General features: G+C 73.1%; 13 protein-coding genes. 11 read left to right on the top strand and 2 right to left on the bottom strand.

The window, feature by feature from the left end; genetic code table 11:
* Positions 1-73: 73 nt before the first annotated feature.
* Together ACFCV8_RS18725 and ACFCV8_RS18720 are read left to right on the top strand one after the other, a co-directional pair.
* Positions 74-1612, top strand: a complete 1539-nt coding sequence (locus tag ACFCV8_RS18725) for a 3-hydroxyacyl-CoA dehydrogenase (protein WP_376686459.1) — start codon at positions 74-76, stop codon at positions 1610-1612.
* A 78-nt stretch (positions 1613-1690) separates the two neighbouring features.
* A complete protein-coding gene (locus ACFCV8_RS18720; RefSeq protein WP_376686458.1) occupies positions 1691-2083 on the top strand; it encodes a VOC family protein in 393 nt (130 codons plus the stop codon).
* 28 nt (positions 2084-2111) lie between these two features.
* Here the strand turns inward: ACFCV8_RS18720 and ACFCV8_RS18715 are convergent, their stop codons facing one another.
* Positions 2112-2846 (bottom strand): DUF6597 domain-containing transcriptional factor, encoded by a 735-nt coding sequence (locus ACFCV8_RS18715; RefSeq protein ID WP_376686457.1) that lies wholly within the window; start codon positions 2844-2846, stop codon positions 2112-2114.
* The gene (locus tag ACFCV8_RS18710) at positions 2830-4017 is read right to left on the bottom strand and encodes a YihY/virulence factor BrkB family protein (protein WP_376686464.1); all 1188 of its coding nucleotides are present in this window, start codon (positions 4015-4017) and stop codon (positions 2830-2832) included. Before ACFCV8_RS18710 ends, ACFCV8_RS18715 begins: the two co-directional genes overlap by 17 nt.
* A 75-nt stretch (positions 4018-4092) precedes the next feature.
* On the opposite strand from ACFCV8_RS18710, the gene ACFCV8_RS18705 reads away from it, so the two are divergent.
* The 9 genes from ACFCV8_RS18705 to cysD all read left to right on the top strand — a co-directional run bounded on the left by ACFCV8_RS18705 (position 4093) and on the right by cysD (position 12401).
* The gene (locus tag ACFCV8_RS18705; protein ID WP_376686456.1) at positions 4093-5721 is read left to right on the top strand and encodes an acyl-CoA dehydrogenase family protein; all 1629 of its coding nucleotides are present in this window, start codon (positions 4093-4095) and stop codon (positions 5719-5721) included.
* A 283-nt stretch (positions 5722-6004) separates the two neighbouring features.
* Positions 6005-7261, top strand: coding sequence for a GAF domain-containing protein (locus tag ACFCV8_RS18700; RefSeq protein ID WP_376686463.1), 1257 nt, complete (start codon positions 6005-6007; stop codon positions 7259-7261).
* Positions 7262-7326: 65 nt separating this feature from the next.
* Entirely contained in the window at positions 7327-7938 is a 612-nt protein-coding gene (locus ACFCV8_RS18695) for a GNAT family N-acetyltransferase (protein ID WP_376686455.1), read from the top strand.
* A 192-nt stretch (positions 7939-8130) separates the two neighbouring features.
* A complete protein-coding gene (locus tag ACFCV8_RS18690) occupies positions 8131-8214 on the top strand; it encodes a putative leader peptide (protein WP_317864749.1) in 84 nt (27 codons plus the stop codon).
* A 114-nt stretch (positions 8215-8328) separates the two neighbouring features.
* Positions 8329-10026 (top strand): nitrite/sulfite reductase, encoded by a 1698-nt coding sequence (locus tag ACFCV8_RS18685; protein ID WP_376686454.1) that lies wholly within the window; start codon positions 8329-8331, stop codon positions 10024-10026.
* Positions 10023-10202, top strand: a complete 180-nt coding sequence (locus tag ACFCV8_RS18680; RefSeq protein ID WP_376686453.1) for a hypothetical protein — start codon at positions 10023-10025, stop codon at positions 10200-10202. Before ACFCV8_RS18685 ends, ACFCV8_RS18680 begins: the two co-directional genes overlap by 4 nt.
* Positions 10199-10900, top strand: coding sequence for a phosphoadenylyl-sulfate reductase (locus ACFCV8_RS18675; protein WP_376686452.1), 702 nt, complete (start codon positions 10199-10201; stop codon positions 10898-10900). Before ACFCV8_RS18680 ends, ACFCV8_RS18675 begins: the two co-directional genes overlap by 4 nt.
* 23 nt (positions 10901-10923) lie before the next feature.
* Positions 10924-11469 (top strand): adenylyl-sulfate kinase, encoded by a 546-nt coding sequence (gene cysC, locus ACFCV8_RS18670; RefSeq protein WP_376686451.1) that lies wholly within the window; start codon positions 10924-10926, stop codon positions 11467-11469.
* Positions 11466-12401, top strand: a complete 936-nt coding sequence (gene cysD / locus ACFCV8_RS18665) for a sulfate adenylyltransferase subunit CysD (protein WP_376686450.1) — start codon at positions 11466-11468, stop codon at positions 12399-12401. The genes cysC and cysD overlap by 4 nt, the downstream gene beginning before the upstream one ends.
* Positions 12402-12403: the final 2 nt, after the last annotated feature.

Raw genomic sequence — 12403 nt, 5'->3', positions numbered from 1 at the left:
GACATGGGCCCGCTTCACGTCTATCTTCGCTGAGACCGATCACATGTGACACCCCGAGAGGACCGCAACCGCCATGCGTATCAGGATCGTCGGCGCCGGGGCCATGGGCCGCGGCATCGCCCAGTGGGCGGCGACCGCCGGACACACCGTCGAGCTGTGCGACGTGCGCGCGGAGGCCGTGACGGCCGCCGTGGACTTCGTACGGTCCATGCTGGAACGGGCGGTGGAGAAGGGCCGGATGTCGGGCGCGGACCGGGACGCCACCCTGGAACGACTGATTCCGCTCGATGACCCGTGGGCCGCGGGCCCCGGGGTCGAGCTGGTCGTCGAGGCCGTGCGCGAGGACCTCTCCACCAAGACGGAGGTCTTCGGCAGACTGGAGCGGGCACTGCCGGAAACGACGGTCTTCGCGACCAACACCTCCTCCCTCTCGGTCACCGGGATCGCCTCGGCGCTGAAGGACCCGACGCGCCTGGCGGGGCTGCACTTCTTCAACCCGGTACCGCTGATGAAGATCGTCGAGGTCGTGCCCGGCGCGGCCACCCGTCCGGAGATCCCGCCCGCGCTCACCGCCTTCGTCGAGGGCTGCGGCCACCGCGCGGTCACCGTCGCCGACACCCCCGGCTTCCTGATCAACCACGCCGGACGCGGGCTGGTGACCGAGGCGCTGGCGCTGCTGGAGGAGACGGTCGGCGAACCGGCGGACATCGACCGGATCGCCCGTGACGTGCTGGGGCTGCGGATGGGCCCCTTCGAGCTGATGGACCTCACCGGGCTGGACGTGACGGCCGCGGTGATCGACTCGATCTGGCAGGGCTTCCGTCACGCGGACCGGCTCCGCCCCTCCTACCTCACCCCGAACCGGGTGACGGCCGGACTGCACGGCCGCAAGACCGGGCGCGGCTGGTACGCGTACGGCCCCGAGGCCCCGGCCCTCGCGCCGGAGCCGCCGGTCACCGGCGACCCGGACCGCCCGGTGTTCGTGCACGCGCCCGAGGGGCGGGGCCGGGACGCGGCGGCGCTGCGGGCGGCGCTGACCGCCTCGGGTGCCGCTGTGGAGACCGGTGACGGGCCGTCGAGCGGTGCGGTGGTGCTGGTGCCGGTCTGGGGAACCTCGGTGGCCTCGGCGGTGGCCTCGGGCGGGCTGCCCCCGGGGCGCACCTTCGGGGTGGACCCGCTGCCCGCGGCCGTGCGGCGCCGGGTGCTGGCGGTGACCCCGGCGGCGGACCCGGCCGCGGCGCGCGACGCCCGGGCGGTACTGGCGCGGGCGGCGGCGGGCGAGGAGCCCTGGGCGGTGTCGGTGGTGCGGGACACGGCGGGCACGGTGGCGCAGCGGCTGCTCGCCTCGATCGTGTCGGTCGCGGCGGGGATCGCGGAGCGCTCCGTGGCCGCCCCGGGCGACATCGATCCGGCGGTCACCATCGGGCTCGGCTACCCGTACGGCCCGCTGGCCTGGGGGGAGCGGATCGGCGCGGAGCGGATGCTGGAACTGCACCGGGCGCTGCACCGTACGACGGGCGACCCGCGCCACCGCCCGAGCCGCTGGGTCACCGAGCGCGCCCAGCTCGGCCTCGCCCTGACGGACCCGGGCACCTCGCCCGCGGACTGCTGATCCGGGCGGACCACGCGATCCGGCGGACGTCCGTTTCGTACAAGACCCGGGGCCCGGGCCGGGCCTACGGTCGGGGGCATGACTCCACGCATGGACGCGATCGGCATCGTCACCGCGGATCTTGCCGCATCGCTCGCCTTCTACCGCCGGCTCGGCCTCGACATCCCCGCCGGAGCGGAATCCGCACCCCATGTCGAGGTGGCGCTCCCGGGCGGGCAGCGGCTGCTCTGGGACACCGAGGACGTGCTCCGCTCGTTCGACCCCGGGTGGACCCCGCCGGCCGGTGGCGACCGCCTCTCGCTGGCCTTCCTGTGCGACAGCCCGGCGGAGGTGGACGCGGTGTACGACGACCTGACGGGCGCGGGGTACCGGGGGCACCTGAAGCCGTGGGACGCGGTGTGGGGGCAGCGGTACGCGACGGTCCTCGACCCGGACGGCTGCGCGGTGTCGCTGTTCGCCGCGAACGGCTGAGCCCCGGTACGTCCCGGCTCTCGGCGGCCTAACCCGAAGTCAGGTGGGCGGTCAGGGTGGTCCCGGCCAGGGCCCGCATCTCCCGGGCGAGGTGTGCCTGGTCGGCGCACCCGGCCCGGGCCGCCGCCTCGGCGTACGGCACACCCGACCGGGCCAGGGCCAGCGCCCGCTGGAGCCGCAGCACCCGGGCCAGGGTCTTGGGCCCGTAGCCGAAGGCGGTGAGCGAGCGGCGGTGCAGCTGGCGGGCGCCGAGCCCGGCCCGCCGCGCGGTCTCCGCGACGGACCGCCCGGCGCCGAGCCGCTCCGCGACGTGCCGCATCAGGGGGTCCGGGGCCTCGGTGCGGGCGGCCCGGCGCAGCGCGAGGGCCTCCAGCGCGGCGACCGGTTCGGGGGCCCCGGCGACCCGCTCGGTGAGGACGCGTACCCGTTCCGGGGGCCACAGGTCCGCCAGGTCGACCCGGCGGTCGCGCAGTTCGTGCGCCGGTACGCCGAGGAGGGCGGGGGCGGTGCCGGGGGCGAAGCGGAGACCGGCGACCCGCCCGGTGGCCGGGGCGTCCGGGTTCATGGCACGGGTGTCGGGGCCCGCGACGAGCAGGCGTCCGCCGATCCAGAGCAGGTCCATGCAGCCGTCGGGCAGCACCGGACCGGCCGGTCCCGCGGACAGGTCCAGCGTCCAGGCCGTCGCGCCGTCGAACCGCGACGCCCGCTCCCGGTACCGTTGCCCGCCCGCGGCCGCGCCGGGGCCGTCAGCCGCCGGAGACACCGCCGCGCCCGTCCTGTTCCGGCTCGCCCGGCTCCGCGCCCCGCTCCGGGGCTCTGTCCTTCTCCGGCTCCTTGTCGCGGCTCGGCTGGAGCCGGGACTTCACGTCGTCCGGCGGGAGGAACCGCGACCAGCGCTCGGGGAACTCGGACGGCATGTACGGCATGTCGGCCATGCCGTCGTCCTCGTCGCCCTCGTCGTCGTCCCAGTCGTCCTGCGGCCGGTCGCTCCCCCGGGTCTCCGCCTGTGTCCGGGCGACGAGTTCCGCCGCCTCGGCGGCCCGGAGCCGGTCGTTGGCCGCACGGGCGGCGGCCGTCGCCAGCGAGGGCCACACCCGGTCGATGGCCGCGTTCACCGCGGCGCCCACCAGCACCGCGAAGGCGGAGATGCCGATCCAGAGCAGCACGGCGATCGGGGCCGCCAGCGAGCCGTAGATGGTCGGCCCCTCGACCGTGCTGGTGAGGTAGATCCGCAGCAGGAAGCTGCCCAGCGCCCACATCGCGAGCGCCACCAGCGCCCCGGGCACGTCCTCGATCCATGGCGATCTGACGGGCACCGACACGTGGTACAGCGTCGTCAGGAACACGATCGACAGCAGTATCACCAGCGGCCAGTACAGGACGCTCATCAGTTCGGTGCCCCAGGGGACGAACTCGATGACCCGGTCCGGGCCGACGACCAGCAGCGGCAGCACCACGGAGCCGAGCAGCAGCGCGACGACGTACAGCAGGAAGGAGAGCAGGCGGGTCTTCACGATGCCGCGATGGCCGTCGAGTCCGTACATCACGGTGATCGTGTCGATGAAGACGTTGACCGCGCGGGAGCCCGACCAGAGCGCGATCGCGAAGCCGATGGAGATGACGTCGGGGCGGGCGCCGGTGGAGACGTCCGCCAGGAGCGGCTTGGCGAAGTCGTTGACGCCGCGCTCGCTGAGCACGGTCCGCGCGGCGTCGAGGATGTTGCGCTCGATGGAGGCGACGGTGGTGGTGCTGGTCCACTCGTCGACGTATCCGAGCAGTCCGATCAGTGCGAGCAGCAGAGGCGGCAGGGACAGCAGGGTGAAGAACGCGGCCTCGGCGGCGAGTCCGAGAATCCGGTACTCCATGCACGAATCGACGGTGTCCTTGAGCAGCTGCCAGGCCATCTGCCGCTTGGAGACATTGCGGTAGAGCACTCGGGCCCGGTGGAGTCTGCCCGGTGGCCGCTCGGGTGTTTCATTTGCTGCCTGCACGTCTCTTACCGTATCGGCATGGCAGCCACCACCCACACCGTGTCCAACCAGCCGCCCCCGCTGACCGGCTACGACGTCTTCGGCTCCGACCGGGCGCTCACCGAGGCGGTAAAGCGTCACATCGCGCCCGAGTCGCTGGCCGGGGTCCGGGGTGAACTCGGTGAGCTGGGCCGGGCCGCAGGCTCCGCCCAGGTGCAGGAGTGGGGCGCGCTGGCGAACGCGCATCCGCCGGTGCTGCACACCCATGACCGCTACGGGCACCGCGTCGACGAGGTCGAGTTCCACCCGGCCTGGCACCGGCTGCTCGGCCACGCGGTCGGTGCGGGTCTGACCGGTGCCTGGACCCGGCCCGGCGGCCATGTGCGGCGGGCGGCGGGCTTCCTCGTGTGGACGCAGGCCGAGGCAGGGCACGGCTGTCCGCTGTCGATGACGCACGCGGCGGTGCCCGCGCTGCGCACCGACCCGGAGCTGGCGGCCGGCTGGGAGCCGCTGCTGGCCTCGACGGTGTACGAGCGGGAGCTGCGGCCCGTCGCCGTGAAGGCCGGGGCGCTGCTCGGGATGGGGATGACGGAGAAGCAGGGCGGCACGGACGTACGGGCGAACACGACGCGCGCCGAGCCGCTGGCGGCCGAGGGCGAGTATCTGCTCACCGGTCACAAGTGGTTCTGCTCGGCGCCGATGTCCGACGGCTTCCTGGTGCTGGCGCAGGCGCCCGGCGGACTGACCTGCTTCCTGCTGCCCCGGGTGCTGCCGGACGGGACCCGGAACACCTTCGCGATCCAGCGGCTCAAGGACAAGCTGGGCAACCGGTCGAACGCCTCGGCCGAGGTCGAGTTCGACGGCACCTGGGCGCGCCGGGTCGGCGAGGAGGGGCGCGGGGTGAACACCATCATCGGGATGGTGGCGGCGACCCGGCTGGACTGTGCGGTGGGTTCGGCGGGTCTGATGCGGCAGGCGGTGGCGCAGGCCGTCCACCACTGCACGTACCGCACCGTGTCCGGCGGGCCGCTCGTCGACAAGCCGCTGATGCGCAACGTGCTGGCCGATCTGGCGGTGGAGTCGGAGGCGGCGACGGTGCTCGCGATGCGGCTGGCCGCGGCGTACGACGCGGACACCGAGGCCGAGCGGGCCCTGCTGCGGATCGCGGTGCCCGCGGCGAAGTACTGGGTGACCAAGCGGTGCGCCCCGCTGGTGGCCGAGGCGCTGGAGTGTCTGGGCGGCAACGGTTACGTCGAGGAGTCGGGGATGCCCCGGCTGCTGCGCGAGGCGCCGCTCAACTCGATCTGGGAGGGCTCGGGGAACGTCCAGGCGCTGGACGTGCTGCGGGCGCTGCGGCGCGAGCCGATGGCGCTGGACGCGTATCTGCGGGAGGTCGGGCAGGCGCGCGGGGCCGACCACCGGCTGGACGGGGCGATCAGGGGGGTGCTGACGGAACTGGCGGACCTGGACGGGATCGAGGCGCGGGCCCGCCGGCTGACCGAGCGGATGGCGCTGGTGCTCCAGGGTTCGCTGCTGGTGCGGTGGGCGCCGCCGGAGGTGGCCGACGCGTTCTGCGCCTCGCGGCTGGGCGGGGACGGGGGTGCGGCCTTCGGGACGCTGCCGCACAGTCTGGACCTGGCCTCGGTCGTCGAGCGGGCCCGCCCCTGAGTGGTCCGGCACCGGCGCACAGCGACGGGAGGTGATGCTGCGCCGACACGGCACCACCCCCCTTGCTGCGCACACGTGCGGCAGGGCGCGGGCCCCGTCGCACGGTGTTCCACCACTCTCGTACGGTCCCGCCTCCTCGCGCCAGAGTTGCAAAGGGTTGCAACCAATGTGCGCGGTGTGCGGTACCGGCCCCGCGCGCGGCGGCAGGATGGAACCGTGGAGCATCGGACAGGCCCTGGCACGTGTGGGGGGATCGAAAGTGGAGACAAGCGCCTTCGGGAGGATGCGGCCGTCCGCCTGGCAGTCCGCCCGGGCCGCCCGGGCGGTCCACCGGGCCAGGGAGGCGGTGGGCTCCGGTGACCGGCCGGCGGCCGCCCCGCGGGCCGAGATCGAGGCGTCCTGGGACCGCGTGGTGCGCAACGGCCTCGATCCGGAGCAGTCGACCGAGAGCGTGCTGCTCGGGGTGGACGAGATCGAGAAGCGGCGGCGCGCCTCCACGCTGAGCGAGGTGATGCCGCTGCTGAACGACCGGCTGGTGTCGCTGGCGGACGCCGCCCAGCAGATCGTGGTGGTCACGGACGTGGAGTGCCGGGTGCTGTGGCGGCGGGGCAACGCGGCGGTGCTGCGCCGGGCGGACTCCGTCTGCCTGGCGGAGGGCGCGGCCTGGGCGGAGGAGAGCACGGGGACGAACGCGATCGGTACGGCGCTGGCGGCCCGCGTCCCGGTCCAGGTCCACTCCTCGGAACACTTCGTCCGTACGCTGCACAGCTGGACGTGCGCGGCGGCGCCGGTCCGTGATCCGCGCGACGGCCGGCTGATGGGCATCGTGGACATGAGCGGTCCGCTCTCGACGTTCCATCCGACGACGCTCGCCCTGGTCAGTTCGGTGGCCGGGCTGGCGGAGAGCGAGATCAGGAACCGGCATCTGCGGGCGCTCGACCGGCTGCGTTCGGTGGCGGCGCCGCTGGTGTGCCGGCTGGGCGGCCGGGCGCTGGCGGTGGACGGCAACGGCTGGCTCGCCGCGGTGACCGGGATGCCGCCGGTGGACCGGCTGCCGCTGCCCAAGTCGTTACGGCCGGGCCGGGTGTGGCTGCCGTCGCTCGGCATGTGCCGGGTGGAGCCGTTGCCGGGCGGCTGGCTGATCCAGGTCGCGGACGCGCCGTCGGAAGGGTCGCCGCAGCGGGTGGTGCTGGACCTGAGCCGTCCGCGCGGGCCGAGGATCAACGTGGTGGGCGCGGTGGGCACCTGGACCCAGCGGCTCTCGCCGCGCCACGCGGAGCTGCTGTACGCCCTGGCCCTGCACCGCGAGGGGCGTACGGCCTCCGAGCTGGCCGAGGACGTGTTCGGCGACCCGAGCCGGACGGTGACGGTGCGGGCGGAGATCTCCCGGGTGCGCCGCCATCTCGCCCAGGTCCTCGCGCACCGCCCGTACCGCTACGGGGAGGGCGTGGAGGTGGAGGTGATCCATCCGGACGACCCGGCCGATCTGCTGCCGCAGTCGACGGCCCCGGTGGTGCTCGGGGCACGTCATCGCAGCTAGGGACCGCTGTCCGCCTTTCGGGACCGGCTTTGGCCCGCGGCGCGGGGCGTGGTTCCCTGGCAGTCATGAACAGCCCCGCACCGCGCACCGCCGCCCCCGCTCCCGCCCCCACCGCCGAGGTGACCATCTGGTCGCTGGAGCAGACCTCGCCCGACGATCTGCGACCGGCCCGGGTCCCGGAGGGCGATGTGCGGATCGTGCGTTCGCAGACGCCGCTGCCCGAGTTCAGCCGGTTCCTCTACACGGCGGTCGGCGGCGACATCCAGTGGACGGACCGGCTCGGCATGACGTACGCGCAGTGGCAGGAGGCCCTGGACCGGCCGGGCGCCGAGACCTGGGTGGCGTACGAGAACGGCACCCCCGCCGGGTACGTGGAGCTGGACCCGCAGGACGAGGGCGTCGTCGAGATCATGTACTTCGGGCTGATCCCGGCCTTCCGGGGGCGGCGGATAGGCGGCCACCTGCTCTCGTACGGGGTGGCCCGCGCCTGGGACCTGGCGGAGCGCTGGCCGGAGCGTACGCCGACGAAGCGGGTCTGGCTGCACACCTGTTCCAAGGACGGGCCGCACGCCATGGACAACTATCTGCGGCGCGGTTTCCGGCTCTTCGACACCAAGGTGGAACTGGAGCCCGAGGCCGCGACACCGGGTCCGTGGCCGGGCGCCGACCGCGGCTGACCCGCGGCGCCGGGCGGCGCGGCGGCGGGGGCCGGCGGTGCTCCGCACGCGCGGAGGATTGCGGCCATTACGGACGGGACGGCCGGAACACATCGAGTGACGGGCGCCACACCGTCTCACCCCTCGGGATATTCAAGTCCACATATCGGATAGTGGTGGACTGGCCCAAGATATGCGTGCCACGCTTCCGGCATGCCTGGAACAGGAATAGCCTTGGTGAGTCGACGCCACGTCGACCTCGGCCGTGTGTCCAGCGCCATCTGTCCGGCGAGCTGAGAGTCCCAGCACCGCCGCCCCCTTCTTCCTGAGCAATGCCCTGCGCACCGCCGCGACCTGACGCGAGTGTGCAGTTCAGAGCAGCCCTCCCGCAGTCCCGAAGGACGTACTGTCATGGCCGCCACCCCGAAACAGCCTGCGCCCGCAACGCCCCGCCGCAAGGCCGGCCGCCACCGCGGCGAGGGCCAGTGGGCCCTGGGGCACTACACCCCGCTGAACGGCAATGAGCAGTTCAAGAAGGACGACGACAGTCTCAATGTGCGGACACGCATTGAGACGATCTACTCCAAGCGCGGTTTCGACTCCATCGACCCCAACGACCTCCGCGGCCGGATGCGCTGGTGGGGCCTGTACACCCAGCGACGGCCCGGCATCGACGGCGGGAAGACCGCGGTGCTGGAGCCCGAGGAGCTGGAGGACCGCTACTTCATGATGCGGGTCCGCATCGACGGCGGGAAGCTGACCACCGGGCAGCTGCGCGTCATCGGCGAGGTCTCGCAGCAGTACGCGCGCGGCACCGCGGACATCACCGACCGGCAGAACGTCCAGCTGCACTGGGTCCGCATCGAGGACGTCCCGGCGATCTGGGAGAAGCTGGAGGCCGTCGGGCTCTCCACCACCGAGGCGTGCGGCGACTGCCCGCGCGTGATCATCGGCTCCCCCGTGGCCGGGATCGCCGCCGACGAGATCATCGACGGGACGCCCGCCGTCGAGGAGATCCACGCCCGCTACATCGGCAGCCCGGAGTTCTCCAACCTGCCGCGCAAGTTCAAGACCGCGATCTCCGGTTCGCCGGTGCAGGACGTGGTGCACGAGATCAACGACGTCGCGTTCGTCGGTGTCGAGCACCCCGAGCACGGTCCGGGCTTCGATCTCTGGGTCGGCGGCGGCCTCTCCACCAACCCCCGGCTGGCCGAACGGCTCGGCACCTGGGTGCCGTTGGACGAGGTCGCGGACGTCTGGGCCGGTGTCGTCGGCATCTTCCGCGACTACGGCTACCGGCGACTGCGCAACCGCGCCCGGCTGAAGTTCCTGATGGCCGACTGGGGCCCGGCCAGGTTCCGCCAGGTGCTGGAGGACGAGTACCTGAAGCGCCCGCTGCTGGACGGTCCGGCGCCCGCGGAGCCCAGCACCCGCTGGCGCGACCACATCGGCGTCCACCCGCAGCGCGACGGCCGCTTCTACGTCGGTTTCGCCCCCCGGGTCGGGCGTGTCGACGGCGCCACCCTCACCAAGATCGCCGACCTCGCCGAGGCGCACGGCTCCGGCCGGGTGCGGACCACCGTCGAGCAGAAGATGATCGTCCTCGACGTGGCGGAGGACCAGGTCGAGGCGCTCACCGCCGGCCTGGAGGCGCTCGACTTCCAGGTGCGGCCCTCGCCGTTCCGGCGCGGCACGCTGGCCTGCACCGGCATCGAGTACTGCAAGCTGGCGATCGTCGAGACGAAGGCGCGCGGCGCCTCGCTCATCGACGAACTGGAGCGCCGCCTCCCGGACTTCGACGAGCCGCTCACCATCAACATCAACGGCTGCCCCAACGCCTGCGCCCGCATCCAGACCGCCGACATCGGCCTCAAGGGCCAGCTGGTCCTGGACGCCGAGGGCCGGCAGGTCGAGGGCTACCAGGTGCACCTGGGCGGCGCCCTGGGCCTGGAGGCCGGGTTCGGCCGCAAGGTCCGCGGCCTGAAGGTCACCGCGGACGAACTGCCCGACTACGTCGAGCGGGTGCTGGGCCGCTTCCAGGAGGAGCGCGAGGAAGGCGAGCGCTTCGCGGCCTGGGCGGCGCGGGCCGGTGCGGAGTCGCTGTCATGAGCGGGCGCGCCGCACCGTTCCACTGCCCGTACTGCGGGGACGAGGACCTGCGCCCGCACGAGGCGGGCCACGGCGCCTGGGAATGCGCCTCCTGCAACCGCGCCTTCCAGCTCAAGTTCCTGGGCCTGCTGGCCCGGGGCCTGGTCCACAACGACGGTGAGAGGGACGTGATATGACGGTCACTCGGCAGACCGACGAGCTCCGGGCACTGGCCGAACGGGCGGGCCGGGAGCTGGAGGGCGCCTCCGCCACGGAGATCCTCACCTGGGCCGTCGACACCTTCGGCAGGAAGTTCTGCGTCACCTCCTCCATGGAGGACGCGGTCGTCGCACACCTCACCTCCCGGGTCCGCCCCGGCGTGGACGTGGTGTTCCTCGACACCGGCTACCACTTCCCGGAGACGATCGGCACCCGGGACGCGGTCGCGGCCGTGATGGACGTCAACGTCATCACCCTGACGCCCCGGCGGACGGTGGCCGAGCAGGACGCCGCGTACGGGCCCCGGCTGCACGAGCGCGACCCCGACCTGTGCTGCCGGCTGCGCAAGGTCGAGCCGCTGCGGGAGGGGCTGACCGGCTACACCGCCTGGGCGACCGGGCTGCGCCGCGACGAGTCGCCCACCCGGGCGAACACCCCGGTCGTCGGCTGGGACGCCGCACAGGGCAAGGTGAAGGTCTCGCCGATCGCCCGCTGGACGCAGGACGACGTGGACGCCTATGCCGCAGAGCACGGCGTCCTCACCAACCCGCTGCTGGCGGACGGCTACGCCTCCGTGGGCTGCGAGCCCTGCACGCGCAGGGTGCTGGCGGGCGAGGACGCCCGGGCCGGACGCTGGGCCGGACGGGGCAAGACCGAGTGCGGACTGCACGACTGATGACGACCGAGCAGGAGACTTCGATGAGCGTGACGGAGACAGGAGCCACCATCTGGCTGACCGGTCTGCCGAGCGCGGGCAAGACGACCATCGCGTACGAGCTGGCCGGGCGGCTGCGCGGCGAGGGCCACCGGGTGGAGGTGCTCGACGGGGACGAGATCCGTGAGTTCCTCTCCGCCGGGCTGGGCTTCTCCCGCGAGGACCGCGACACCAACGTCCAGCGGATCGGCTTCGTCGCCGAACTGCTGGCGGCCAACGGCGTGAAGGTGCTGGTCCCGGTCATCGCCCCGTACGCGGACAGCCGGGACGCGGTGCGGGGGCGCCATCAGACCGAGGGCACCCCGTACCTGGAGATCCATGTCGCGACCCCGGTCGAGGTGTGCTCCGCACGCGACGTGAAGGGCCTGTACGCCAAGCAGGCGGCGGGCGAGATCAGCGGACTGACCGGCGTCGACGACCCGTACGAGGAGCCCGAGGCGCCCGATCTGCGGATCGAGTCGCATCGGCAGACCGTGCGGGAGTCCGCGGCGCAGCTGTACGCGCTGCTGAGCGAGAGGGGTGCGGTGTGACCACCACGGCGACCGTGTCGGAGGGCACCGACAGCCCGTACGCGCTGAGCCATCTGGACTCCCTGGAGTCCGAGGCCGTGCACATCTTCCGCGAGGTGGCGGGCGAGTTCGAACGGCCGGTGATCCTGTTCTCCGGCGGCAAGGACTCGATCGTGATGCTGCATCTGGCGCTCAAGGCGTTCGCACCAGCGCCGGTGCCGTTCGCGCTGCTGCACGTGGACACCGGGCACAACTTCCCCGAGGTACTGGAGTACCGCGACCGCACGGTGGCCCGGCACGGGCTGCGGCTCCACGTCGCCTCCGTACAGGAGTACATCGACGCCGGGAAGCTCCGCGAGCGCCCCGACGGCACCCGCAACCCGCTCCAGACCGTGCCGCTGACCGAGGCGATCCAGCAGCACCGCTTCGACGCGGTGTTCGGCGGCGGGCGGCGGGACGAGGAGAAGGCGCGCGCCAAGGAGCGGGTCTTCTCGCTGCGCGACGAGTTCTCCCAGTGGGACCCGCGCCGCCAGCGCCCCGAGCTGTGGCAGCTCTACAACGGCCGGCACGCCCCCGGTGAGCACGTCCGGGTCTTCCCGATCTCCAACTGGACCGAGCTGGACGTGTGGCAGTACATCGCCCGCGAGGGGATCGAGCTGCCGGAGATCTACTTCGCCCACGACCGCGAGGTCTTCGACCGCGGCGGCATGTGGCTGACCGCCGGGGACTGGGGCGGCCCCCGGGACCACGAACCCGTCGAGACCCGGCAGGTCCGCTACCGCACCGTCGGCGACATGTCGTGCACCGGCGCCGTGGACTCCGGTGCCACGACGCTGGACGCCGTGATCGCCGAGATCGCCGCCTCCCGGCTCACCGAGCGGGGCGCGACGCGCGCCGACGACAAGCTGTCCGAGGCCGCGATGGAAGACCGCAAGCGCGAGGGGTACTTCTAGTC

The organism is Streptomyces sp. NPDC056347 (assembly GCF_042262625.1).
Lineage (GTDB): Bacteria > Actinomycetota > Actinomycetes > Streptomycetales > Streptomycetaceae > Streptomyces.
Note: the sequence above shows the minus strand (reverse complement) of the source record. Positions and strands in the feature narration are given on the sequence as shown.

Bases quoted from the DNA above. Each gene is read 5' to 3' on its own strand.
- ACFCV8_RS18725 (WP_376686459.1), top strand. From the start codon at position 74: ATGCGTATCAGGATCGTCGGCGCCGGGGCCATGGGCCGCGGCATCGCC.
- ACFCV8_RS18720 (WP_376686458.1), top strand. From the start codon at position 1,691: ATGACTCCACGCATGGACGCGATCGGCATCGTCACCGCGGATCTTGCC.
- ACFCV8_RS18705 (WP_376686456.1), top strand. From the start codon at position 4,093: ATGGCAGCCACCACCCACACCGTGTCCAACCAGCCGCCCCCGCTGACC.
- ACFCV8_RS18700 (WP_376686463.1), top strand. From the start codon at position 6,005: ATGCGGCCGTCCGCCTGGCAGTCCGCCCGGGCCGCCCGGGCGGTCCAC.
- ACFCV8_RS18695 (WP_376686455.1), top strand. From the start codon at position 7,327: ATGAACAGCCCCGCACCGCGCACCGCCGCCCCCGCTCCCGCCCCCACC.
- ACFCV8_RS18690 (WP_317864749.1), top strand. From the start codon at position 8,131: ATGCCTGGAACAGGAATAGCCTTGGTGAGTCGACGCCACGTCGACCTC.
- ACFCV8_RS18685 (WP_376686454.1), top strand. From the start codon at position 8,329: ATGGCCGCCACCCCGAAACAGCCTGCGCCCGCAACGCCCCGCCGCAAG.
- ACFCV8_RS18680 (WP_376686453.1), top strand. From the start codon at position 10,023: ATGAGCGGGCGCGCCGCACCGTTCCACTGCCCGTACTGCGGGGACGAG.
- ACFCV8_RS18675 (WP_376686452.1), top strand. From the start codon at position 10,199: ATGACGGTCACTCGGCAGACCGACGAGCTCCGGGCACTGGCCGAACGG.
- cysC (WP_376686451.1), top strand. From the start codon at position 10,924: ATGAGCGTGACGGAGACAGGAGCCACCATCTGGCTGACCGGTCTGCCG.